The organism is Caulobacter sp. P1_D6, from assembly GCF_056406095.1.
On the sequence record NZ_JBFUAW010000008.1, the window covers coordinates 254,180 to 279,248 of the forward strand.

19 protein-coding genes are annotated in these 25,069 nt (G+C 66.9%); 10 read left to right on the plus strand and 9 right to left on the minus strand.

Features of this window, described 5'->3' with window-relative positions:
* The first annotated feature begins 6 nt into the window (after positions 1–6).
* The 8 genes from AC1DYP_RS05975 to AC1DYP_RS06010 all read left to right on the plus strand — a co-directional run bounded on the left by AC1DYP_RS05975 (position 7) and on the right by AC1DYP_RS06010 (position 8,798).
* On the plus strand, positions 7–852 hold the full coding sequence (locus AC1DYP_RS05975) for a class II aldolase/adducin family protein (protein ID WP_477045562.1): 846 nt from the start codon (positions 7–9) through the stop codon (positions 850–852).
* The gene (locus AC1DYP_RS05980; protein WP_477045563.1) at positions 852–1,856 is read left to right on the plus strand and encodes an ABC transporter substrate-binding protein; all 1,005 of its coding nucleotides are present in this window, start codon (positions 852–854) and stop codon (positions 1,854–1,856) included. The genes AC1DYP_RS05975 and AC1DYP_RS05980 overlap by 1 nt, the downstream gene beginning before the upstream one ends.
* A gap of 123 nt (positions 1,857–1,979) precedes the next feature.
* Positions 1,980–4,172 carry a TonB-dependent receptor gene (locus AC1DYP_RS05985; protein ID WP_477045564.1) on the plus strand — a complete coding sequence of 731 codons (2,193 nt, stop codon included), beginning with the start codon at positions 1,980–1,982 and terminating at the stop codon, positions 4,170–4,172.
* A gap of 138 nt (positions 4,173–4,310) precedes the next feature.
* Positions 4,311–4,553 (plus strand): ComEA family DNA-binding protein, encoded by a 243-nt coding sequence (locus AC1DYP_RS05990; protein WP_477045565.1) that lies wholly within the window; start codon positions 4,311–4,313, stop codon positions 4,551–4,553.
* A 352-nt stretch (positions 4,554–4,905) separates the two neighbouring features.
* Positions 4,906–6,600, plus strand: a complete 1,695-nt coding sequence (kaiC, locus tag AC1DYP_RS05995) for a circadian clock protein KaiC (RefSeq protein WP_477045566.1) — start codon at positions 4,906–4,908, stop codon at positions 6,598–6,600.
* On the plus strand, positions 6,597–6,935 hold the full coding sequence (locus AC1DYP_RS06000; RefSeq protein WP_477045567.1) for a circadian clock KaiB family protein: 339 nt from the start codon (positions 6,597–6,599) through the stop codon (positions 6,933–6,935). Before kaiC ends, AC1DYP_RS06000 begins: the two co-directional genes overlap by 4 nt.
* Entirely contained in the window at positions 6,932–7,258 is a 327-nt protein-coding gene (locus AC1DYP_RS06005) for a circadian clock KaiB family protein (RefSeq protein ID WP_477031593.1), read from the plus strand. The genes AC1DYP_RS06000 and AC1DYP_RS06005 overlap by 4 nt, the downstream gene beginning before the upstream one ends.
* Before the next feature lie 16 nt (positions 7,259–7,274).
* Complete coding sequence (locus AC1DYP_RS06010) at positions 7,275–8,798, plus strand: sensor histidine kinase (protein WP_477045568.1); 1,524 nt, start codon at positions 7,275–7,277, stop codon at positions 8,796–8,798.
* A 15-nt stretch (positions 8,799–8,813) separates the two neighbouring features.
* Here AC1DYP_RS06010 and AC1DYP_RS06015 read toward each other — a convergent pair whose 3' ends face one another.
* A complete protein-coding gene (locus AC1DYP_RS06015; RefSeq protein WP_477031591.1) occupies positions 8,814–9,023 on the minus strand; it encodes a hypothetical protein in 210 nt (69 codons plus the stop codon).
* A 477-nt stretch (positions 9,024–9,500) separates the two neighbouring features.
* On the opposite strand from AC1DYP_RS06015, the gene AC1DYP_RS06020 reads away from it, so the two are divergent.
* Together AC1DYP_RS06020 and AC1DYP_RS06025 are read left to right on the plus strand one after the other, a co-directional pair.
* Positions 9,501–11,012 (plus strand): ATPase domain-containing protein, encoded by a 1,512-nt coding sequence (locus AC1DYP_RS06020; RefSeq protein ID WP_477045569.1) that lies wholly within the window; start codon positions 9,501–9,503, stop codon positions 11,010–11,012.
* Positions 11,005–13,062 carry a response regulator gene (locus tag AC1DYP_RS06025; RefSeq protein WP_477045570.1) on the plus strand — a complete coding sequence of 686 codons (2,058 nt, stop codon included), beginning with the start codon at positions 11,005–11,007 and terminating at the stop codon, positions 13,060–13,062. The genes AC1DYP_RS06020 and AC1DYP_RS06025 overlap by 8 nt, the downstream gene beginning before the upstream one ends.
* Positions 13,063–13,164: 102 nt before the next feature.
* Here AC1DYP_RS06025 and AC1DYP_RS06030 read toward each other — a convergent pair whose 3' ends face one another.
* The 8 genes from AC1DYP_RS06030 to AC1DYP_RS06065 form a co-directional block, all read right to left on the minus strand.
* Positions 13,165–14,619, minus strand: a complete 1,455-nt coding sequence (locus AC1DYP_RS06030) for a DUF4832 domain-containing protein (RefSeq protein WP_477045571.1) — start codon at positions 14,617–14,619, stop codon at positions 13,165–13,167.
* Positions 14,620–14,696: 77 nt separating this feature from the next.
* Complete coding sequence (locus AC1DYP_RS06035) at positions 14,697–17,492, minus strand: TonB-dependent receptor (RefSeq protein WP_477045572.1); 2,796 nt, start codon at positions 17,490–17,492, stop codon at positions 14,697–14,699.
* Positions 17,493–17,762: 270 nt separating this feature from the next.
* Positions 17,763–18,461, minus strand: a complete 699-nt coding sequence (locus tag AC1DYP_RS06040; protein ID WP_477045573.1) for an HAD family hydrolase — start codon at positions 18,459–18,461, stop codon at positions 17,763–17,765.
* Positions 18,462–18,474: 13 nt separating this feature from the next.
* On the minus strand, positions 18,475–19,449 hold the full coding sequence (locus AC1DYP_RS06045) for an N-acetylglucosamine kinase (protein ID WP_477045574.1): 975 nt from the start codon (positions 19,447–19,449) through the stop codon (positions 18,475–18,477).
* Positions 19,450–19,451: 2 nt separating this feature from the next.
* On the minus strand, positions 19,452–20,615 hold the full coding sequence (locus tag AC1DYP_RS06050; protein ID WP_477045575.1) for an SIS domain-containing protein: 1,164 nt from the start codon (positions 20,613–20,615) through the stop codon (positions 19,452–19,454).
* The gene (locus AC1DYP_RS06055; RefSeq protein ID WP_477045576.1) at positions 20,608–21,897 is read right to left on the minus strand and encodes a D-tagatose-bisphosphate aldolase, class II, non-catalytic subunit; all 1,290 of its coding nucleotides are present in this window, start codon (positions 21,895–21,897) and stop codon (positions 20,608–20,610) included. Before AC1DYP_RS06055 ends, AC1DYP_RS06050 begins: the two co-directional genes overlap by 8 nt.
* A gap of 182 nt (positions 21,898–22,079) precedes the next feature.
* Positions 22,080–22,994, minus strand: a complete 915-nt coding sequence (locus AC1DYP_RS06060; protein ID WP_477045577.1) for an EamA family transporter — start codon at positions 22,992–22,994, stop codon at positions 22,080–22,082.
* Complete coding sequence (locus AC1DYP_RS06065) at positions 22,991–25,042, minus strand: glycoside hydrolase family 36 protein (protein WP_477045578.1); 2,052 nt, start codon at positions 25,040–25,042, stop codon at positions 22,991–22,993. Before AC1DYP_RS06065 ends, AC1DYP_RS06060 begins: the two co-directional genes overlap by 4 nt.
* Positions 25,043–25,069 lie beyond the last annotated feature (27 nt).

Consider the following 25,069-nt stretch of genomic DNA (forward strand, 5'->3'; position numbering starts at 1 on the left):
ATCGCCATGACCGCCATCAGCCCGGCCCGGGCCTTCCAGGCTCAAGGGGGTTCGCACCCCGCCAAGATCGAGACCGTGCTGCCGGAATTCGGCTCCAAGGTCCTGCCGGTCCAACCCACCCACGAGCAGGAGCGGCTCTATCGCAAGCAGCGGCTGGCCGCCTCGTATCGCCTGTTCGGCCGCTACGGCTTCGACATGGGCGGGGCCGGCCACATCACCGCCCGCGACCCGGAGCTGACCGACCACTTCTGGGTCAATCCGTTCGGCGTGCACTTCTCGCGGATCAAGGTCTCGGACCTGATGCTGGTCAGCCATGCCGGCGAGATCGTTCAGCCGCCGGCCAAGGTCCCCGCCCGGCTGAACCGCGCCGCCTTCGCCATCCATTCCCAACTGCACGAGGCGCGGCCCGACGTGGTCGCCGCCGCCCATTCGCACTCGCTGTACGGCAAGGCCTGGTCGGCCCTGGGCCGGCTGCTGGACCCCCTGACCCAGGACTCGGCCGCCTTCTACGACGACCACGCCCTGTTCGAGGAATTCTCGGGCGTGGTGCTGGACGCCAGCGAGGGTCAGAAGATCGCCAAGGCCCTGGGGCCGAAGAAGGCCGTGATCCTGCAGAACCACGGCATCCTGACCGTCGGCCAGTCGGTCGAGGCCGCCGTCTGGCGCTACCTGGCGCTGGAGAACGCCTGCCAGACCCAGCTGCTGGCCGAGGCCGCCGGCCCGACCAAGCCGATGCCGCCCGAGGTCGCCAAGCACACCGCCGGCCAGGTCGGCAGCGAGGCCGGCGGCTTCTGGGCCTTCCAGCCCTACTGGGACGTGGTCACCGAAGAAGAGCCGGACCTGTTCGACTGATGATCCTCTCCCGACGCCACCTCCTCGCCGGCGGCCTCCCAGTCGCCGGCTTGGCCGTCGCCGGCCTCTCGGCGCTGGCCGCCTGCTCGCCCGGCAAGACCGCCAGGCCCGGTTCGCTCGAAGACCTGACGCTGCGCGCGGCCACCTATCGCGGCAATCTCGACGCCTTCTTCCAGGAGGCCGGCGTCGCCGACACGCCCTACAAGGTCGCCAAGTCGCAGTTCGCCGGCGGCAACCTGATCGCCGAGGCCATCAACGCCGGGGCCCTGGATGTCGGCGGCATGAGCGAGATCCCGCCGATCTTCGTGGCCGGCGCGCCCGGCAACCAGGTCCGCATCGTCGCCGTGCTGCAGGGCGACGTGAACAATCAGGTGGTGCTGGTCCCCAAGGACAGCCGGGCCCAGACCTTCGCCGACCTGAAGGGCAAGCGGATCGGCTATGTGAAGGCCACCACCTCGCACTACATCCTGCTGCGCCTGCTCGACGAAGCCGGCCTGAATTGGACCGACATCAAGCCGATCGCCCTGTCGCCGCAGGACGGGCTGGCGGCGTTTTCGAGCGGTGCGGTCGACGCCTGGGTGATCTATGGCGTCGTCGTCCAGCAGGCTCGCCAGGCCGGAGCGCGGGTGCTGCGAACGGCCCTGGGCATCCTGTCGGGAAACTACCTGGTCGCCGCTTCCAAGTCGGCCCTGGACGATCCCCTCAAGCGCCAGGCGGTGGGCGACTATCTGGGCCGCTACGCCAAGGTGGCCGAATGGGCCAACGCCGACGACGCGCGGTGGGCCCAGGCCCGAAGCGTCGCCACCGGCGTTCCCGCCGAGCTGTATCTGCGCGAGTTCAAGGAGCGCAGCAGCCCGACCAGGCTGCTGCGGATCAGCGACGCCGCCATCGCTTCGCAGCAGGGCGTCGCCGACGCCTTCACGGCCGCTGGCCTGATTCCCGGCAAGGTCGACGTTCGCCCCCTGTGGGACGACCGCCTGAGCAGTGTTCTTCCCAAGGGATAGAAATACTCAATCAGTATATTCGAGATCACGATATGAGCGAACCTCTAAGCCTATAGATTTTATATGGATTGAGGCGCGACAAGTCTTCGACACTTATCCTCGACAACAAGAACGGGGATAATCATGTCGCTAAGCTCTATCTCGCTGTACTGGATTTCCGGAACCTCCGCCCTGGCGCTGGCGACCGCCGCTCAGGCCGCGACGCCGACGTCGCCCGCCGTCGCCGAGCCCGACGCCAACGCCGCCCCGGCCGTCGAGCAGGTGGTCGTCACCGCCGAGCGCCGGGCCACCGACCTGCAGAAGACCGCCATCGCCATCTCGGCCTTCAGCCAGCAGGTCCTGGCCGACCGCAAGGTCGACAGCATCCGCGACCTGTCCGGCCAGATCCCCAATCTCAGCATCAGCCGGGTCACGATCAGCCACACCACCCAGACCTACGCCCTGCGCGGCGTGGGCGAGAGCGATCCGATCCAGGAGCCGGTGCTGGCGGTCTATGTCGACGACGTCTACATCCCGCGCCAGATCGGCTCGATGGTCGAGTTCAACGACCTGGAGCGGGTGGAGGTGCTGCGCGGCCCGCAGGGCACGCTGTACGGCCGCAACTCCAGCGCCGGGGCCCTGCGGATCATCACCCGCGACCCGGGCGACGCCTTCCGCGCCAAGGCCGAGGTCGGTCTGGGAAACTACGGCGCGGTCGACGTGCGCGGCCTGATCGAGGGGCCGCTGGTCGAGGGCAAGCTGGCCGGCAGCCTGTCCTACATCCACCACAGCCGCGACGGCGTCACCTTCGACCCGACCCTGAACCACGACGTCAACCGCATCGACCTGGACGCCTACCGCGCCAAGCTGCGCTGGACGCCGACCGATCGCTGGGACGTGCTGTTGACGCTCAACGCCCTGAAGGACCGCAGCGACAGCCGCAGCTATGTGCCGGTCACCCAGCCGAACGGCGCGCACCGCACCGACCGCTCCTATTCGGAAGTCGAGCCGAAGCAGGATCTGGACCAGATCAGCGGCGCCCTGCGCGTGCAGTACGAGCTGAACGACAATCTGAAACTGAAGTCCGTCACCTCGTACGGCGGCTTCAACCTCAACCCCGTCTACTACGACAATGACGGCCAGGCGGCGCTGATCCAGAAGAACCTGATCCACTACAACGACCAGTACGTCACCCAGGAAGTCCAGCTGAACGGCGACTACGGCAAGCTGACCTTCACCAGCGGGCTGTTCTATCTGCACGAGCGGTTCTTCGTGGAGCGCGACGGCTACAGCCGCCGCAACGCCCTGCCCACCGACCCCGTGGCCACGCCCGGCAACTACGGCTTCGCCCGCGCCCACAACATCACCAACACCGACGCCTACGCGGTCTTCGGCGAGGCCAGCTATGCGCTGAACGATCGCCTCAGCGTCACCGGCGGCCTGCGCTGGACCAACGAGGAGAAGGAGTTCACCTTCGACAACAAGGTCCTGAACCTGCAGGGCCAGGTGGTGGGCCAGTCGATCGCCGGCCAGGCCGACAAGATCTTCTCGGCCGTCACGCCCAAGCTGTCGGCCCAGTTCCAGTGGACGCCGGACGTCCTGCAGTACGTGACCTGGTCCAAGGGCTTCAAGTCGGGCGGCTTCGACAACCGCGCCACGCGGCTGGACCTGGCCACCCGCCCCTTCGCCCCCGAGAACGTCGACGCCTACGAGACGGGCTTGAAGACAGAGCTGTTCGACCACCGCGCGCGGGTGAACCTGGCGGTGTTCTACAACGACTACCAGGACCTGCAGGTCAGCTACAGCGACCCGGCCTATCCGGGCAATTCGGTGCGGTCGAACGCCGGCAAGGCCCACACCTACGGCGTGGAGCTGGAGACCGACATCCGCGCCACCGAACGCCTGAGCCTCCAGGCCTCGGCCGGCTACCTGTTCGCGGTCTACGACAAGTACCGCAACGCCGGCGGGATCGGGGTCAACGCCGACGGCCACCGGCTGCTGAACTCGCCGCGCTGGAGCCTGTCGGGCGCGATCACCTACGATGTTCCCATCGACATCCCCGGCGAACTGCGCGTCGGGCTGAACGCCCAGTTCCAGACCAAGACCTATTTCAACGCCCTGCAGCGCCCGCAGGACGAGGCCCCGGCCCAGACCTTCCTCAACGGCGTGGTCACCTGGCAGACCCCGGACCCGCGCTGGAGCGTGGTGCTGTCGGGCCGCAACCTGCTGGAGTCCGACGAACCGGTCAGCGTCACCTACACGCCGGCCACGGGGGTCTACTACAAGAACTACCCGGACCCGCGGACCTGGCTGGTCACGCTGAAATACGCGCTGTGATTCGCCCAGCGTGAGCGGGCCGCCTCCCCGGGCTGCGCGAAGCGGTCCGGGGAGGGCGTCGCGCAAGCCGGCGAATACGATGAAGGCGCTCTTGCCCTCGGCGGTGGAACCTTAGCCTTAGCCGAACCTTCTATCGCCATGATCGATCTCAACAGCGCCAGCATCCACGACATCGCCAACGCCGGGATCGAGCCCGCGGTCGCCCGCGAAGTGGTGTTCTGGGGCCCCTTCCGGACCTGGGAAGATCTCCTTTGGATCCAGGGCGTCGACGACGCGATCCTGGATCGACTGAGAACGGAATTCGAGATTGGCCGGGGCGCCGACGCAAACTGGACCATGCCAAAGCCGTTCAGACTTTCCGCGGCCAGCACAGCCCACTGAGAAGGCCTGATTTCGGTGCTCGTGGAGCGCCCGCGATCGGCGGCGGGCGGCTTGCACGGCCAGGGCCCTTGCCTCGACAGCGGGGGGGCATCCGACGAAAGTTTTATCAAGTTATTGCCGGCGAAATTCGTCGATTGGACGGCCTGATCTCGTAGATTTTGCTCGGATCTTGCCCGTAAAAACCCCTTCCTGACGGCGTCCAAAAACTAGAAAATATCGAATTTTTACTGCGAATTATTTTGAAGGCGCGCCGAGATTCACGCCTTTTTACTCTATAAAATTCGATCTTTCGCGCGACTTGAGGCCATCGCTGCTGTACTTCGGCCTGACAGTTCACGCTAGCGACGACGCCATGACCCAACAGATCAAGACGACAGCCGAACACCTCCAAAAGGCGCCGAGCGGCATCGCCGGCCTGGACGAGATCACCTTCGGCGGGCTGCCCAAGGGCCGCCCGACCCTGATCGCCGGCGCCGCAGGCTGCGGCAAGACGCTCTTTGCCCTGACCTTCCTCGTCAAGGGCGCGACCGCCTATGACGAGCCAGGCGTCTTCATGACCTTCGAGGAACGCGCCGACGATCTGGTGCAGAACGTCAGCTCCCTTGGCTATGACCTGCCAAGGCTGATCGCCGAGAAAAAGCTGGTCATCGACTATGTGCGCGTCGAGCGCAGCGAGATCGAGCATAGCGGCGAATACGACCTGGAAGGCCTGTTCGTCAGGCTCGGACACGCCATCGACAAGATCGGGGCGAAACGCGTTGTCCTGGACACGCTGGAAGCGCTGTTTTCCGGCCTGGGCGACGGTCCCGTGCTCCGCGCGGAGCTTCGCCGGCTCTTCCAGTGGCTCAAGGATCGCGGCGTCACCGCGGTGATCACCGCCGAGCGCGGCTCCGAAGGCCAGCTCACCCGCCACGGCCTGGAGGAGTACGTCTCCGACTGCGTGATCGCGCTCGACAACCGGGTCGAGGAACAGATCACCACGCGGCGCCTGCGGGTCATGAAGTATCGGGGTTCGGCCCACGGGACCAACGAGTACCCGTTTCTCATCGACAAGGGCGGCATCAGCGTGCTGCCGGTGACCTCGGCCGGCCTCTCGCATTCGATCTCCGACGAGGTTGTTTCCAGCGGGATCGGCGGCATCGACGCCATGCTGGGCGTGGGCGGCTACTATCGCGGCTCGAGCGTGCTGCTGTCGGGTCCCTCGGGGACCGGCAAGACCACCTTCGGATCCAACTTCGTCAACGCCGCCTGCCTGGCGGGACAGCGGGCGATCTATTTCTCGTTCGAGGAATCTCCCGAGCAGATCGTGCGAAACATGCGCTCCGTCGGCCTGGACCTGGGTTCGCACGTGGCCGCCGGCCTGCTGCGCTTCGAGTCGTCCCGGCCCAGCCTCTTTGGCCTCGAGATGCACCTGGTGCTGATGATCCGCCAGATCGACGCCTTCAACCCGGCGGTCGTCGTCGTCGATCCGATCTCCGCGTTCCGGGGCTCCGAAAGCGAGATCCACGCCACGCTGCTGAGGTTGGTGGACTACCTCAAGGTCAAGGGCATCACGGTGGTCTTCAACAACCTGGTCAACGGCGAGCAGGACGACCGCAACGAACAGAGCCTGTCCTCGCTGATGGACGTCTGGATCGGCCTGCACGACCTGGAAGCCAACGGCGAACGCAACCGCGGCCTGTTCGTGCTCAAGGCGCGCGGCATGAGCCACTCCAATCAGATCCGCGAGTATCACTTGAGCTCCGACGGCGTCACCCTGATGGAACCCTATATCGGACCTCACGGCGTGCTGACCGGCAGCGCCCGCATCGTCCAGGAGGCGCAGGAAGAAGCCGCCGCCCTCGAACGCCGGGACGAGGTCAATCGTCGCCAGCGCGAATTCGCCGAGAAAAAGAACGCCGCCGAACGCCAGATCACCGAAACCCGCGAGGCGCTCCAGCGCGAGGAAGCCGAACTGCTTGCGTTGGACACGGTCGATGAGCGCAAGGAACAGACCCTGACCGCCAGCCGGTCGGCGGCGGCCACCCGCCGCGGGGCGACGACATGACCTCGCCCACGACGCCGGACGCGCCGGGTGAAGGAGACGCCGAGGTTCCGGACGGCGGGATCTTCCATTTCCGGCTCTATGTCGCCGGCCAGACGCCCAAGTCGCTCGCGGCGATCAGGAACCTGACCCTGCTCTGCGACACGCACTTGCCGGGCCGCCACAAGATCGAGGTGCTCGACCTGGCCGAGAATCCCGAACTCGCGGCCCAGGACCAGATCATCGCCATCCCCACCCTGGTGCGCAGCCTGCCCCCGCCGCTCAAGCGCATGATCGGCACGCTGGCCGATCCCGAGAAGTTCCTCATCGGACTCGACTACAGCAGGCCCGCGTCATGACCCGCCCGGACAACAACACCCCTGCTTCCAGGCACGTGCTGAGGCTCTACGTCACCGGTTCGACGCAACGGTCCACCCGGGCGATCGCCAACCTGCGGCGAGTGCTGGAAAGCGAACTGCCCGACCGCTACGACCTGGAAGTCGTCGACATGTACGAAAACCCGGAGGCGGCGAGCGAGCATCAGATCCTCGCCGCGCCGACCCTGATCAAGCTGCAGCCGGAACCCGTGCAACGGATGATCGGCGACCTTTCGGACACCGACCGCGTGCTGCGCGGCCTTGGCCTGCCGGCGAAAGGCGGCCTTGACGATGGATCAAAGTAGTCCCCGCTCCGCGCCCATGTCGCTTGCCTCGGAGGTTCTGGACCTTCGGCTGCAACTGGCCGAGGCGCTCGAGACGCTGGAGGCGATCCGCAACGGCGAAGTGGACGCCGTGGTGGTGGGGGGACCCGACAACCGAAAGGTCTACACGCTCGAAACGGCCGACCGGTCCTACCGGCTTCTGATCGAGCAGATGACCGAAGGCGCCCTGATGGTCAGCCGGGACGGCGCGTTGCTGTACGGCAATCGCGCCTTGGCCGAGATGCTGGGCGCCGAGCCCAGCGCCCTGATCGCCACGGGCCTTCGACCGTTCGTCAGGCCGGAGTCGCTGGCCGACCTGCAACGCCTGCTCGGAGAGGGCGGCAAGGCCGAACTGGCCCTGCAGCGCGCGGCCACCGCCGAGACCTTCATCGCTCAGCTGTCCCTGACCCAGATGGACCCGCCGGACGGCCCGTTTCTCTGCGGCGTGCTCACCGACCTGACCGCGACCTACGCGCAAGCCAGGGAAGTGGCCGAAGCCAAATCCGCGCTGGCGGTCGAAGCGGCGCACCGTGAAAGCGACGAACGCTACCGCCTGATCCTCGAAGGCGTGCGCGACTACGCGATCATGGCCACCGATCTCGATCAGACCGTGACGATCTGGAACGCCGGCGCCCAGCAAATCCTGGGCTGGCAGGCGACCGAACTGATCGGGCGGGCCTTCCCCCCGATCTGGACCCAGGCGGACAAGGCCCTCCAGGCCGACGACCGGGAGCGCGCGCGCTGCCTGCAAGACGGCCGGACCGAAGAAGAGCGCTGGCACGTGCGCAAGGATGGAACGGCCTTTTGGTCCCACACCCTGATGACGCCGCTTCGCCGCGACGACGGTCAGCTGATCGGCTTCCTGAAAATCCTTCGCGACCGCACCGAGCAGCGCGCCGCGGACGAGAAGCAAAGCCTGCTGATCAACGAGCTGAACCACCGGGTCAAGAATACGCTGGCCACGGTTCAATCCATCGCGGCCCAGACCCTGCGCTCCGCGGCGAGCGTTGACGACGCCCGGGCCGCGCTGGAAGAGCGCCTCATCGCCCTGTCGCTCGCCCATGACGTCCTGACCCGCGAAAGTTGGGAAGGGGCGGAAATGCGCGAAATCGTCACGTTGGCCATATCGCCCTATGTGGGCGCGGACGCGTCTCGCATCGTCACGGGCGGTCCCGAGGTCCGCCTGGAGCCGACCATGGCGCTGGCCATGGCGATGGCCTTGCAGGAGCTGGCCACCAACGCGGTGAAGTATGGCGCGCTTTCGACGCCGACGGGCCGGCTCAGCATCCTTTGGACCCTGGAGGCCGGGGTCATCCGCCTCGAATGGGAGGAAAAGGACGGCCCGGTCGTGGCTCCGCCCCTGCACCGCGGCTTTGGATCCCGCCTGATCGAACGCAGCCTCTCGGCCGCCCTGGGCGGCGACGCCGCGATCGACTTCGCCCCCAGCGGCGTCATCTGCGTGATAACCGCCGTCATCACGCCCGTGGCGGCTTCCTCGCGCGAGCTCAGCATCGTCGGCTGACGCCGCGTCGGCGGGCTAATCGTCTTCGGACGGCGCCCCCGCGCTGGAAGGTTCGCCCGGGCGCGAGGGTTGCTCATCCTCCAGCCCTTCGGTTTGCGCGGACTCGTCTCCGAGACGCTCCCAAAGTTGCGCCATCCGCAGGTATTGGTCGCGCAACACGGGCGATTGGGCCGCCAGCAAATTCATCTTCGTCGCCTGACGGCGACAATCCTCGGCGGTGCGCATGCGCTAGCAACGCGTGCCCTGGGGTTTGGCCCGGCGTCGCCGAAAATATAAGTGCTTCAGAAAAATCCGCCGGACGTCAGGGCGCGATCCAGACGAGTTTCAAGACGGGAGGCGTTTCGAGAAACTCGCCGGCAAGCAGCCGCCATTCCAGGGCGTCGACCTCATACTGCCTGCGCTTCAAGGAATCTAAGGCGGCGGCGGCGAGCCGTTCACATTCGTCCGCCCGCAGGCGCCTGTAGGTTCGCGAGAACATGACGCGGCTATGTCATGAGTCCGACATTACTGCCTGGCAATTCGACTTCATCCGCGAGTTCGCGCGACGGCAAGACTGCGGCGCCTTCCCGTCTCGGTCGCGCGCCCATCGTCCAACGCCTCTGCCCGTCGAAGAAACCTTGGCTTTAGCTCGGGGTTATCTTCCAGCGGGTCGGCCCAAGGACGACCGCCACAGGGTCGGGAGACCCGCTGCGAGGAGCGTGCATGCCGGTCGATCTCATCCCGCCAACGACAGAGCCCCGTGTCGCCACAGGCGTGCCCGGCCTGGACGAGATCCTTGGCGGCGGCCTGACCCGCGATCGCATCTACCTGGTCGAGGGCACGCCAGGCTCGGGCAAGACGACCTTGGCCTTGCAGTTCCTGCTCAAGGGGCGCGAGCTGGGCGAGAGCGGCCTCTACATCACCCTGTCGGAAACCGAGACCGAACTTAAGGCCGCCGCCGCCAGCCATGGCTGGTCGCTGGACGGCGTCGACTTGTTCGAGCTGGTCAGCGAGGAAGGCCTGGATCCCGACAGCGAACAATCGGTCCTGCACCCCTCCGACGTCGAACTCGGCGAAACGACCCGCGGCGTGATGCGACAGGTCGAGGCGACCAAGCCGATGCGGGTCGTGTTCGACAGTCTGTCGGAAATGCGCCTCCTGGCCCAGAACCCCCTGCGCCACCGCCGGCAAATCCTGGCGCTCAAGCATTTCTTCTCGACCCGCAAATGCACGGTGCTGCTGCTGGACGACCAGACCGCCGAGGACGGCGACTTGCAGCTGCACAGCATCGCCCATGGCGTGATCAGCCTGCAGCGCAGCCCCCAGGAATACGGCTCCCAGCGCCGCCGGCTGGAAATCGTCAAGATGCGCGGCATCAAGTACCGCGGCGGCTTCCACGATTTCGAACTCGACACCGGCGGGATCACGGTCTTCGAGCGGCTGGTGGCCGCCCGTCATCACGCGGAGTTCACTCACGAGATCGTTTCGACCGGATCGGCCGAACTGGACGCCTTGATCGGCGGCGGCCTGTCGCGCGGCACCAACACCCTGATCAGCGGCCCCTCCGGCGTGGGCAAGACCACCACGGCGGTGCGGTGCGTGCTCAGCGCGCTCGAACGCGGCGAGAAGGTCGCCTACTACCTGTTCGACGAGGGCCTGCCGACCCTGCTGGCGCGGTCCAGGGCCCTGGGCATGGAGCTGCAGCCCTTCCTCGACAACGGCCAGCTGACGATCCGGGCGATCGACCCGGCCGAACTGTCGCCGGGCGAGTTCGCCTGCCACGTCCGGGATGCGGTCGAGAAGGGCCGCGCGGCCCAGGTCGTGATCGACAGCCTCAACGCCTATCTGCAAGCTATGCCGGGTCAGAAGTTCCTGCTTCTGCAGATGCACGAGTTGCTGACCTATCTGAACCAGCAAGGCGTCGTCACCCTGCTCATCCTGGGTCAGCACGGCTTCATCGGCGAGGTCCGCAGCGACATCGACCTCAGCTATCTCAGCGACGGCATCCTGCTGTTTCGGTTCTTCGAGGCGGCGGGGTCGGTGCGCACGGCGATCTCGGCGGTCAAGAGCCGCACCACCGAACACGAAAAGACCATTCGGGAGATCCGACTGACCAGCGCCGGCATCCAGGTCGGCGAGGCGCTGACCGATTTCCAGGGCGTCATGTCGGGCCTGCCCTCCTATGAAGGCAAGGTCGCCATGCTCGGCGCAGCGGAGCCCGGCGCGAATGGATAAGCGCATCCTGATCCTGGCCCCCCGGGGTCGGGACGCGCCGGTGATCGCTGAAACCCTGACCTCTACCGGCTACCGCGTCCTGATTTGCCCGGACCTGTCGACCCTGACCGAGGCCCTCGCTCAAAACGCCGGGGCCGCGATCCTCACCGAGGAGGCGCTGGCGCAGGATGCGACCGAAACCCTGACCGCCTGGCTCGCGGCTCAGCCGTCCTGGTCGGATTTTCCGTTCATCGTGCTGGTCACCAAGCAGCCGGGCAAACGCGCTCAAGTCGACGCCGAGCGGCTGCGGGCGATCGGCAACGTCGTGCTGCTGGAGCGCCCCATCAACGCCGAAACGCTGGTCAGCGCGGCGGCTTCGGCCGTGCGGGCCCGGCAACGGCAATACCGGGCCCGCGATCACCTCGCAGACCAGATCAAGGCCGAGGAGCAACTGCGTTTCGCGCTGGACGCGGGCCATCTGGGCTCCTGGGAGCTCGAGCTCGGAAGCCAGGTGCTTTCCGCCTCGCCCATGGCCAAGGCGCATTTCGGCCGCGCGCCGGAGCAGACCCTGACGCTGGCCGATGTCGAGGCGGCGGTGCATCCCGACGACGCTGCACGACGCTCGGCCGACTTGGGCGCCGCGCTCAGCAAGGGCGGAGACTACGACGTCGAGTACCGGGTGATCTGGCCCGACGAAAGCGTCCACTGGCTGCAGGTTCGCGGGCGGCTGAATTCGGACAAGCCGGGCGCGCCGCGACGCATGACGGGCGTGACGCTCGACATCACCGAACGCAAGGCGGCGGAGGCCGCGTTGCTGGCGATGAACGAGACGCTGGAGCGCCGCATCGGTGAAAGCGTCCATGAGCTGCGGCGCTCCAACGAGCGTCTGCTCAACGAGATCGGCGAGCGAGAGCAGGCCCAGGCGGCCCTCGTGCAGGCCCAGAAGATGGATGCGATCGGCCAGCTGACGGGCGGCATCGCGCACGACTTCAACAACCTCCTGACCGCCATCGTCGGCAATATCGACATGATCGAACGGCGCAGCGACGACCCGCGCATTCAGCGTATGGCGGCCAACGCCAGGGAGGGCGTGGAGCGGGCCACCAAGCTGACCGCCCAGCTTCTGGCCTTCTCGCGAAGCCAGCAACTGGACCTGCAGGCCGTCGAGGTCGACGCCTTGATCGACGGCATGGGCGATCTGCTGGCCAGGACCCTGGGCCACACGGTGGAGATCCGGACCGATCTGCGGGCGGGCTCGGCCCGGGCCAACGCCGATCCCAACCAGCTGGAGTTGGCGATCCTCAACCTGGCGATCAACGCCCGCGACGCCATGAGCAACGGCGGGACCGTCACGGTCTCGAGCCGCCTGGCCGAGGATTGGCACGAGGGATTGCAGCCGGGACGCCACGTGGTCATCGCCGTCAGCGACACCGGCCACGGCATCCCCGCGGAGCTGCTGCAGAAGGTGCTGGACCCGTTCTTCACCACCAAGGGCGTGGGCAAGGGCACCGGCCTGGGCCTCAGTCAGGTCTATGGCATCGCCACCCAGTCGGGCGGCACGGTGCGCATCGACAGCACCGTCGGCGAAGGCGCCACGATCGAGATCTGGCTGCCGGTCAGCGACGCGGCCGAACGCCTGCATGCGAGCGAAATCCCGACCGGCGAAACGCCCCTGAGCCACGGCGAACGGATCCTCGTGGTCGACGACGACGCCGGCGTGCGCAGGTTCATCGTCCAGTGCCTGCGATCGCTCGGATACGCGGTGACCGAGGCGTCGGGCGGCCAGGCCGGCCTTGATCGGATCGCCGCCGACCGGCCGGACTTGATGGTGGTCGACTTCGCGATGCCGGGCGTCAACGGCGCCCAGGTCGCGGCCCAGGCCCGGGAGGCGTCGCCCGCCCTGGCCGTGCTGCTGGTCACGGGCTACGCCGACGCCAAAGCGATCAAGGACCTCGTCAAGTCCGAGGCCGTGCTGCGCAAGCCCTTCAAGGTCAGCGATCTGGCCATCGCGGTGCGGCGCGCCCTGGAGGAAGCCGGCCCCCCGGCGCTTCTTCCGCACCAAGCTGGCTGAACGTCAGGCGTCGGCGCGCCCTTCTCGCCGGAATGGGTCGAAGGGCCGGCCCTTCATCGCGGCCCATGGCGGGGCCAAGCCTCCGCGGCGAAGTTGAAGTTGCTACTTCGGCGTCACGTCCACCGTGGTCCCCAACGCAAAGGCGCCGCGCTGTTCATCCCACCCCTGGCCCTTCGCGCCGTCGTCGGCGTTGGCCAGGCGGATGGCGAAGCGGGGATCGTCCTTGAGGCGCGGTCCGGCGTCCGGCAGGGCCAGCCAGACTTCCTGCGCGCCCGACACGTCGTTGGGCAGGGTGACCGCCAGCGTTTCGCTCGTGTCCGCTCCTGGCAGCCACCGGCGCGGATCGGCGCCCCGCGCCGGCAGCCGGCGAACCGCGCCCGACGCGCGGTCGCGCAGCAGGATCTCCACCGGCCGGGGGTTGTAGAGCCGGGCCCAGCCCGAGTTGCGAAACACGAGCGAGACCGAAAACACGCCGCCCGGGGCGATCGCGGCGGGATGGCTGACCTTGACCAGGGCGAAGCGGTAACCCATCCGGCGGCGCACCTCGTCGATACACACCTGCTTGCGCCAGTTGTCATGGAACAGGCGGCGGTAATAGTCGTCGTTCAGATATGTAAGGTTATAGCGCGCGCCCTCGCCCAGGATGTCGGCGCAGGCCGTGCGCGGCCGAGGATCGGGATCGTCGGCCGGATTGCAGGTCTCTCCGCCGAAGGGCGCCAGGTCGCCCTGCGCGTCGGCATATCGCCGCTCACGCTCGCGCGGGTCCGCCGCTTCGTCATAGGTGCCGACATCGGTGTCGCTCGCCAGGAAGCAGTCGTTGTGAAACCCGATGCGGAACGAGCCGTCCAGCGCCGCGTCCAGGCCCGGCAGTTTGGGCGTCCAGGCCTGGATGTAGGGCGGATAGCGGAACTGGACGAAGCGCGTGACGGGCGTCGCATCCAGCAGGGCGTCCTTGATCCGGGTGCGGCTCGCGGGCGTGGTGAGGTCGTTTGACGAGGTGTGCCATTCCCCCCATGCGCCGATGAAGCCCGCCTGCATGAAGGCGATCACATCCTCATTGCGCCGGAGCAGCGGCTTGAGTTGCGTCAGGTGCGCCAACACCCGAGCCAGGGACGCGTCCCGCGCGTCGCGGTACTGGGTCTCCCCGCGTGGATAGTTGTAGGTCGCGCGGACGATCAGCTTGACGCCGCCCTGGCGCGCTGTCTCGAACGCGGCGTCGATCCGGTCGAGGAACGCCGCCGGCAGGTCGCTGTCGCGATAGGGTTCGAGGTTGATCCGCGCATAGATCAGCCGATCGCCCTTGGCGTAGGTCCGCGCCACGAACGCCGCGCCCAGGGCGTCGAGATCGGTGTCGGCCGCCTGGTAGAAGCCCCGCTCGGGGTTGGCGAGATCGGCTTCGGTGAAGCGAAAATCGGCGCCCGCGACGGCGGCGGGCGAGCTCGGCCCAGCCTCGGCCCGGGCCTGGGCTTGAGGGACTCCGGCCAGCAGGAAGGCGGCCGACAGCAACGCCGACCGCGCAAGGCTGAGCCGTTCCTTCGCCTTGGGCGATGAGGGCAAGACGCCACCTGTTTGATGTGTACTGGAAAGAATCCGCCGCCGGCCGCCATGATGGGCGAGACCGGCGGCGGCGCGCTTTAGAAGCGGTAGCTCAGGCCCAGCTTGTAGCTGGCGCCGTAGCGGTAGTAGCCCTGCGGCAGCATCGGATTGCCGTTGATGCTGTAGGTGTTGGCCTCGTCCAGCAGGTTCTGGCCTTCGATCGAGATGTCCATCTTCTCGGTGATCTTGTACGACGCGTGGGCCGTGACCCAGGTGATCGGATCGGCCTGTTCGTTGTAGCCTTCGCCGAGCACGTTGACCGCCGTGGCGAAGCCGTCGGTGTGGTCGGCAGACACGCTGAGCGACACCGGGCCGTGTTCATAGAAGACGCCCAGCGAATAGACCGACGGCGCGATGCCTTCGAGCGGACGCTCCTGTTCGCCGACATAGCTCTTGGCCCAGTTGCGCGTGTACTGCGCGCGCACGCCGAAGCCGTTGTCCAGGAAGTGCTGCAGGCCGACCTCGATGCCCTTCACCTTGGCGTAGTCGCCGTTGATCGGACGGCTGATGTTGAACAGCTGGTTACCCGGCACAGTGGGGTCCGGGTTTGGCACGCCGATATCCTGGCCTGGCTCCCAGCTCGTGGTGATCTGGTCCTTGATGCGCTTCTGGAACACCGCGAAGTTGAAGATCGAGTTGGGCCGGAAATAGTATTCCAGCGACAGGTCGAACTGCTTGGCCGAATAGGGCTTCAGATCCGCGTTGCCGCTGTAGATCTGGGTGAACTCGCCCCATGACACGCTTTCGGTGGTGCTGCTCGGCGCCAGGGTCTCGACCGACGGACGGGCCATGGTCTTGGCCGCCCCGAAGCGCAGGCGCAGCTCCTCGGTGATGCGGTAGTTGAGGTTCAGCGACGGCAGAACATAGGTGTAGTCGTTCTTCTGCTCGACGGTCGTCGGTTCGTCATAGACGGCCGTATAGTTGAAGGCGCCGTTCTGGATGATCTCCAGGATTTTCGCGTCCCAGGCCTGGGCGTTGGTCGTGGTGTGCACGACGCGCAGGCCGACGTTGCCGCTCCAGCGTTCGGCCTCCAGGTTGGCCTGCGCGAAGCCGGACCAAGTCTCCTCGCCCACGCGGTAGCTGCTCAGCGGGTTCCACTTGGGCGCCGCGGCGGAATAGTCGTAGACGCCGCCGCCCGGCCGCGGCGTGCCGTCATAGGCCGCCAACGCCTTCTGATAGCTGGCGACATCGAAGGCCAGGAAGGTGCGCGGGAACTCCGCGTCAACCTTGTTCATGAAGTTGGGCAGGCTGAAATTGTTCGAAATGACGTTGCCTTGAAGGGCGCCGACATTGATCGCGTAGTTGCCGGAATAGTAGTCGGCCCCGCCCGTCAGCGCATTGTTGACCAGGTCGCGCGACTTGGTGCGGTCGGTGTAGTTGACCCCGAACTGCACGTTGTCGAGCCAGCCGCGCTTGGTGTCCCACTTTCCCTTGAACGAGGCGCCGGTGATCTTGTCGTCGATGTTGTCGCCGGCGAGCGAGAAGTAGTGGGTGTTGAAGTCGGAGTCGCCGAACTGACCCTTGGCCAGGCCGCTGGCCAGGTCGCGGCCGTCATCGAAGTCGACCGTCACGTTCGGCACGCGCGCGCCCGTCAGCGAGATGTGGGCCGTGTTGGCCTGGTTCATCCGCAGAACGACGTAGCTGTCCTGTCCGCCGGAATGGCGCTTGGAGGTCGAGCGGTAGACGTCGCCGACGATGGTCAGGTTGTCCGACACGTTCCATTCGGCGTTGGCGCCGTAGAGCTGCGTCTCGACGACCCGGTAGGACGTCTGATTGAGCAGCTCCGGATTGAGGCGCATCTCCGGATCGGGATTGTCCATGTCGAAGCTGGTGACGATGCCGTCCTTGATCACCATGTTCGACCAGCGACCCGGCGCATAGAGCGGGTAGAAGGACTGCTGGTAGCCGACCTGCGGGGAATCCAGCTTGGTCGCCAGCCCGTCGACGACCAGCTTGAACGTGTCGGACGGCCGCCATTCCAGCTTGCCCGTGAAGGCGGTGCGCTTCTTCTTCTCCAGGATCGAGCCGACGCGGAACTGACCGGGACCGATCAGGCCGTATTCTTCGGGGTCCAGCACGCCGTTGTTGTTGGGGTCGATGGCGCCGCCCCAGGTATTGCCCCACAGCCAGCTTTCGTCGGTCGGGTCCGCGTTGCGGCTCCAGCCGCCGTCGTTGCCGGCCACGTCGGTGCGGTCGTCGCGCTTCTCGAGCACCACGCCGAGAAGGATGCCGAGCGTGTCGCCGGCGAAGGTGTTGCTGTACACGGCCGACAGCTTGCGGCCGTCCATCTCCGACATCTGGTTTCGATCGCCCTCGAGGCGCACGATGCCCTGTTGGCCGAGCTTGTCGAAGGGGCTGGCCGAACGCAGGTTGATCAAGCCGCCGATGGCGCCCTCGGTGTTGGCCGCCTCGGCGCCCTTGATCACGTCGGCGCCGCTGATGACGTCGGACGGCAGCACGTCGTAGGCGAAGTCACGGCCCGCGCCGTCGGTGGCCAGGATGCGTCCGTTGAAGGTCGACAGCGTGTATTCGGGACCCAGGCCCCGGACGCTGACCTTCTGGCCCTCGCCGCCGGCGGTGCGCGAGATCGAGACCCCGGTGATGTGGCTGAGGGAGTCGGCGACGTTGTCGTCCGGGAACATGCCCAGTTCGAGGGCGCTGATCGAGTCCTGGACCGTGGTGGCGTCGCGCTTCAGCTTGACGGCCTTGGCCACGCTGGCGCGCACGCCGACAACGACGACTTCCTCGACCGTATCGTCATCGGGGGCGTTGGCGGGAACCTGCGCGATCGCCGCGCTTGCGGTGAGCAGGGCAGCAATGCCTGCGCCGGCCATGATGGCCCCCCGGTGTGATGGACGACGTGCCATAGCGAACCCCTTTTCCTCGCTTGATCGGATGCAATTCCGAAGTTTCGGTTTGCACCTTATTTATATTACAAAAGGTAACAACGGTTTCGATGTTGTGTCAAATCGCTACTTAACGAAAGCGCGCTTCGGAAGCATATTCGTTGCATAAATGTCGAAATTTTCGCCAGAGCTTCCCTTAAGACCTTGTATTGCCTTGGAATCGCGCACCGCCCCCACAGCCACCAAACATCCTTTCGATCAAGTGGTAGCGTGAACATCGGTTGCGGTCAGGCGCGCCCACAGCGCCGGCGCGCCGAAATCGGGCACGGTGAGGTCGGCGCCGAGGCCAAGCCCCGCCTTTCGCGACGGTCCGGTGACCTCGACGGTGAACACGCCCGCCGCCAGGGCGGCGGTCACGCCGGGCTCGGAATCCTCGAAGGCCATGGCGTTTTCCGCGGCGACACCCAGCCGCTGGAGGGCCTCCAGATAGGGCAGCGGATCAGGCTTGGCGCGCGGCAGGTCCTCGCCCAGCACCAGGGTGTCGAAGCTGTCGGCGAGGCCGAGAACCTTCAGCGTGTGCTCGACATTGGCCCGGGGACCGTTGGTGACCAGCGCGCAGGCCACGCCCCTCGCCTTCGCCCAGTCGATCAACCGCGCAAGGCCGGGCATAGGCGTCATCCGCGGCGTCAGTCGGCGATAGAGCGCCTCCTTCTCGTCGGCCAGACGTCGGCGCTCGTCTTCGGAGAGGCCGGGGAAGAAGCGCGCGAAGATGGCGTCGTTCGACTGACCCGACACGTGCCGGTGAAAGTCCTCGTCGCTCATGCCCACGCCTCGGGCCGCGAAGGTGTCGACCATGGCCTGGCGGTGGATCGCGTCGGTGTCGCTCAGCGTGCCGTCCATGTCGAACAGCAAGGCCTCGAGCCGCGCGAACGCGAAACGATCAGCAGGAAAACGCAAGGTTCCCGTATCGTCAGGCATCGATCGGCAATCTCACGGCCTGGCCGCTCAGGCGCGCCGCGTAGAGGGCCGCGCCGATGGCGGGGCTGAAGCGCGGCGTGATCAGGTGGTAGTCGGGCGAATAGAGCGACAGCTGCTGGCGGAAGGGTTGGAGGATGAGCTCGCCGCCCTGAAACACCCCGCCCGAATAGGACAGGTTCACCGTCTCGCCGGGTTGATATCGCAGCCGCTTGCGGATCGCCTCGACGATCGCCGCCAACTCCCGGCCGGCCTCGGTGAAGATGCGGCGCGCGACCTCGTCGCCTTGCGTCGCCGCTCGCGCGACCAGGCGCGACAGGGCGGCGATGCGGTCACGCTGGGGCGCGGACTTGGCGTAGACGTAGGCGCAGATGTCGAGATCGCTTTGCAGCTCCAGCTCGCGCGTCAGCAGATCATGCAGCGGCCCGCGCGGCAGGCGCCCGTCGGCCATCCGCGAAAAGGCGTTGAGCCCCTGCGCGGCGATCCAGTAGGCCGAGCCCTCGTCGGAGAACACCTCGCCCCATCCGCCGCCTCGCGCCGACAGGCCTTGGCGCTCGCCATAGCCGATCGAGCCCGTGCCCGCGACGATGTTGATGCCGTCCTCGCCGCCGAGCGAGCCTGCCCAGCCGCAGATCATGTCGTTGCCGCACGCGTAGCGATGATGACCGAGCACCGCCTCGGGGATCACGTCGAGGAAGGGCTGGACCTGCGAGTCCTCGCCGTGAGCGGGCAATCCGAAGAAGGCGAAGATCACGTCCTCGGGCGAAGCGCCGGCCTTATCGAGCACGGCGCGAACGCCGTCATGCAGCAAGGCGTGCAGGGCCTCGAAACCGACCTGGATATGGTAGCTGGACCCGCCTTCGTGGCGGGCCAGTTCGCGCCCGCCGGCGTCGGTCAGGACAAAGGCGGTCTTGGTGCCGCCGCCGTCCACGCCCAGAAAACATCCTGCGGACAGGTTCGCCTGGTCCATCGTCAGCTCAGCTCGTGGATGCGCACGCCTTGGACGACGCGATTGACCGTGCCGGAGGTGTTGGGATTGTCCGGCGTCAGCCCCAGGCGCAGAGACTCGAAGAAGGCGAAGATCTGCGGCGCCACGATATAGGGGAACAGCAGTTCGGCGTCGTCCGCCGTCTCCAGGCCCAGCACGCTCAACTCGTCGCTCTTGGCCAGCCCCACCCCGTCCTGGGCCGTGATGGCGATGACGCGGGCGGCGTCGTTGTCGCGCTGCAGCTCGCCGAGAAGATCCACGTCGTAGCTGCGCGTATAGGCGTTGTTGGAGAAGAAGACGACGATCAGGGTGCGGTTGTTGACGATGGTCTTGGGACCATGCCGGAAGCCGAGCGGTGAATCGAACATCGTCACCAGGGCGCCGTTGGTCAGCTCCAGGAGCTTGAGCCCCGACTCCCGCGCCAGGCCCTGGAAGATGTGGCTGCCCAAATAGACCACGCGCTCATAACCTTCGCCGGCCGCGGCCTGCATGACCGCGGCGCAGGTGTCGATCACCTGCTCGGTGGCGCGCGCGATGGCGTCGATCCGCGCGTCCATCGGCGCGATGCCGCTGAACACCGCCAGGGCCGCGTAGGTCATGCACGAGAAGCTCGACGTCATCGCGAAGCTTCGATCGTGGGTCGGTTCGGGCAGCTGCACGATGAGGCCTCGCGACCTTTGCGCGTAGGCCGCCAGGGCGCCCTCGGCGTTGCAGGTGATGACCAGGTGATGCAGCGTCTTGACGAGGCGGTCGGCCAGCTCGACGGCCGCCACGCTCTCGGGGCTGTTGCCGGAGCGCCCGAAGGAGACCAGCACGGTCGGCGTGTCGGTTTCGAAATAGAGCTGAGGGGCGCAGACCAGGTCCGTCGTCGGGATGGCCTCGACCCGGCGGCCCAGACGCGTGGACAGGACCGGCGCCAGGCATTCGCCGATGAAGGCCGACGTGCCCGCGCCGGTCAGGATGACGCGCAGCGACGGCAAGGCCAGAAGCGGCTTGAGAAAGGCCTCGATCTCGGCCCGGCGCGCCATCAGCAGGGCCTGGGTCTCGCGCAGCATGGCGGGTTGCTGCGCGATCTCGCGCGCGGTCCAAAGACCGCCCAGCTGGTCCAGCGCGGACTCCGTGAGGCCCAGATGGGTGACGTCAGGCATAAGCAAACTCCGGCTCAACGGTGGAGGCCGCGCGGTAGGCGTCGAGCGTCGCGCCGATATGGGCGATCACCAGATTGGCCGGACTGGGCGTCAGGTCAGTATTGCGGACGGCCGCATAGGCGTCCGGCATGTACTGGCTGATCAGCGCCAGGGGCGGGCGATTGTCGGTAAGGTTGGCGAACATCACCTCCTGGGCCGCGGTGATCTGCGGGTCGGGCCAGTAGTAGCGTATCCGGTCAGAGAGACTATACTGCAGGTCGAACTGAAGGTCCGCGCCGGTGGCGTGATAATATTTGCCCCAGTTGCGCGGATCGGCCTTCATGCGCTCGATGGTGATATGGCGGAAGCGCGAGGCGCGGTCTTCGCCGATCCATTCGCGCTCGATGGCGTCCAGGGCCCAGAAGGCCTCGCGCAGCGCGAAGGTGACGCCCGGCCCGACCTTGAGGATGGCGAAATGGTCCTCGACCAGGGCCTTGAGCGCCTTGGGCGTCTGGTAGTCGGTCGAATGGGCTTCGAAGACGATGTGGGGCTGATCGTCGAGCGCGCGGCTCAAGGCGACGGCCTTGGCCCGGTCGTAGTCGATGACCTTGTGATGGTCGAACTCGACGCCCGGCTGCACCACGGCGGCGATGACGCGCGGCCACGCCTGCGACAGGCCTTCCGCCGCGAAGATGGCGCGGTGGGCCTCGATCGTGGCGAGCGCGGCCTGCGGCGTCGTCACCTCAAGCTCGGGCAGATCCTCGGCCGCGCCGCCCGGCACGGGCACCTCGGTCCCGATGACATAGACGCAGGGCTCGCCGCCCACGCGCCGTTGCGTGGCTTCGGCGATGCCGATCAGACGCGCGGCGCGGCGAGCGACGGTGTCCTCGGGCAGCGGCGTCGGATCGTCGGCGCACGACATGGAGCAGTCGGCGTGGATCTTGCGGAAGCCGGCGGCCACGTACTGTTCGATCAGCACCTCGGCCTTGCCCATGGCCTCCTCGGCGCCAAGGCCGGTCCACGGATTGGGACCCAGGTGGTCGCCGCCCAGCAGGATGCGCTCGCGCGGCAGGCCGACCTTGTCGGCGATGGCGTGGACGAAGTCGCGGAACATGTCCGGCGTCATGCCCGTATAGCCGCCGTCCTGATTGACCTGGTTGCAGGTGGCTTCGATCAGCACCACGTCGACGCCGGCCCGCAGCGCATGGACGAAGGTCGCCTCGATCACCAGCGGATGGGCCGAGCAGACCGAATATATGCCGCACGCCTGACCGGACTTATGCCGGGCGACCAGATCGAGCATCGCCTTCATAGGGAACCCTTCGGTGAACAGACGCCAACCTAACGCAACCCCAACCACAACGCAATGAAAGCAATGAAAACGAAACATACATATTTCGTTTCGACCCGCACTCCGCCCGCTTGATAAAAAATGAGCGGCCGCTGCAGGCAACGACCGCTCCAAGGGGGGAGGTGCGGCGCGTCCTAGGACAGGGCCAGGAGCGCCGAGGCTATGACGGCCAAAGCCAGGCCGATCATCTTGAGCTCGCCGGGCATCACCCCGGCGATGAGAAGCGAAATCACCGCGGTCACCAAGGGTCCGCCGGCGTTGGTGAGCGGCGCGACCACGATCGCCTTGCCGTATCGGAAGGCATAGACCAGGGCCAAGGCGCCGACGGCGTTGAGCATCTGGATGCCGGCCGCCAGCCACGGCCCGTCCCAGCCCCAGTTGATCGGCTTGGAGAAGTCGGTCATGCCCAGCGCCACCGGCGCCACCAGCAGGCCGCTGACCATCATGTAGAAGAAGATGCTCTCGGCGCTCATGCGCGCATTGGCCAGCTTCATGAAGTAGGCCTGCACGCCCCAGCAGAGCATGATGACCAGGGCCAGCGGGAACCAGGCCCCGCCTTGCGCGAACGAGAAGCCCTGCGGCGAAAAGTCGAACAACGGCAAGGCGATCAGCGCCAGCACCACCCCCAGCGCGCCGAGCTTGGTCGTGCGCTCCTTGAGCAGGACGAAGGACATCAGGATGGTGACGAGGGGCGACAACGAGATGATCGGGAAGATCAGATAGGCCGGCCCCTTGGAGACGGCGTAGAACAGGATCATCTGGCCGCCGGCCCCGGTCAGGCCGATCAGAAGGCCGTAGAAGATCGACTTCGGGTCGCGGTCCAGCTTCCACTTTTCGCGCTGCATGACGATCACCGCCGGCACGATCATCGTGACGGCCCAGACGCAATAGACCAGCGTCTCGGGAAAGCCGCGCTGGGCCGAGATGCTGGCGAACGCGCCCCACACGCCCCACAGGGCGACGGTCAGCAGCGCGAACAGCAGCCAGCGCCGGGGCGCGACAACGGGCTCGGTGGGTTCAGTGGGCGCGGCTACGGAAGCGTCGGTCATGCGCGGCCGCCTTTCAGGGGGACGGCTTCGATCAGCAGGAACTTCTCGAACTTGGCGGGGATGCGGGCGGTCTTGGCGGTCACTGTGCCCAGACCCTTGTTGTTGTAGTAGTCGGTCAGGCGGTAGGCGCCGTCGCCCAGGCCGCGCAGCTCGACCTGTCCATCCCATTGCGGGGCGTAGAAAGCGTAGTAGAGCCGGCCGCCTTTCTCGATCGCATGGGCCTCGGGCTTGTCGAAGCCGATGTCGTAGAGCTCGCCCCGGTACTGGCCCTTGGGCAGCATCTTGGCGTTGTAGAGGTCGGCCCACTTGCGCCACACCGCCTCGCGCTCGGGCGTCAGGCGGAAATTGGCGTCCTTGCCCCGACCTTCGCCCGGCCAGGTGAACTTGGTCGAGATCACCGCGCCGATCCCGACCGTGGAGGCGAAGTCATTGCCCCCGTCGCTCAGCTCCACATGATCGCCGGCATAGGCCGCGTCACGCCCCATCAAGGCCTTCAGCGACTTGCCCTTCAGGCGCACCTGCCACGACGACAGCGGATCCGAGGCCGGCACCTGGTTGGTGTAGGGCAGATTGTGGAACGCGTAGGAGGTGCCGCAGGGACAGAACTCGACGACGGCGTTCGGATTGACCTCTCGCGCGGTGTCGTAGACCAGCTTCCAGAAGTCCTGGAGCTTCTCGACGGACTCCTGCGGGCGCGCATGGTTGTGGGCCGGATTGTAGCAGGGGGCGACGCCGTTCATGTGCTGGCCGTCCAGCTTCAGGCCCTCATAGCCCCACTCGCCGATGATCTTCCGCACCAGTTTCTGCGTGTAGTCCCGGGTCGGCTGGTAGGCGGGGCACAGATAGAAGGCGTTCCACCAGGTGACGTTCTGCACCGCGCCGTCGGCGTCCAGCAGCAGCATGTCGGTGTGGTCGTGCAGCAGGTCCGAGCCAGGATCGACGGCCAGGGGCGCCAGCCACAGCTTGGGCTTGAGGCCCGCCGCGCGGATCGCCTTGACGAAGGACACCATCTCCGCCTCGGTGCGGAACTTGCGCGGGTCCAGCGCCCAGTCGCCCTCGTTGGTCTGCCAACCGTCGTCGAGCACGGCCCACTTGAAGCCCAACTCCTTGACCTTGCTGTAAGTCCCCTCGATCTCGGCGACCGTGAAGTTGCGGTCATAGCCCCAGGCGCACCAGATGGCCTCGTACGAGCCTTCCGGCGCCTTGGGGGCCGCCAGGCCGCGGTCGGCCATGACCCGGCGGTAGGCGTCGAGCGTGGCGTAGTAGTCGCGCTGGTGGACGGCGACGAAGGCGTCGAGCGAGACCAGGGTGTCGCCGGACTTCAGCGTCACCGCCCTCGCCTCCTCCAGCGCCACCGACGCGCCCGCCGACGAGGCGACGATCGGCAGCGAGACCAGCTTCGGCGTCAGTTCGACATGCCCGACGGCGATGCCGGCGTCCGGCCGCCAGACATCGGCGACCGGCGTGCCGGACCCGTAGTCGGAGGCGTTCATGCCCATGAAGTTGGGCTGGTCGAAGCCGTCCTTCATCGGCTGCACCCAGTCGCGCCGGTCGGAGTGGGTCGAGCCCGACCACGACCAGAAGCCCGCGCCCGACGACTTCAGCACGTGCGCGCCGATCCGGTGGCGCTCGACCTCGAGCGACTGGCCGCCCGTGTGCCGCCACGTGACCGTCATCAGCGGGAAGCCCGGATAGCGCTCGTAGAAGGTCAGACTGACGGTCTTCTCCAGCCCCTCGGCCGAGACGCCGCGCACGGTGTGGCGCACGCCCTTGCCGTGGACGTCGCTGACGGGCGCCTGGCCGTGTTCGGCGAAGGTGAAGCGGTCGATCACCTGGCCGCTCTTGAGCGTCACCGTTTCGGACGGCGCGAAGTCGGTCAGGGGCGTGGCCTGTCCGGTCAGGCTGGAGATCAGCCGGCTGTTCAGGGCGGCGTCGAATTCGATCGTCAGGGCCGCATCGCCCGCGCGGGCCACCGGCACCGCGGCCCAGGCCCGGCTGGCGCCGAGCGCCCCGGTCGCCAGAACGGTCCCGCCGAAGAGGGCCAGCATGCCGCGCCTGTTCACAAGCGGTTTCGT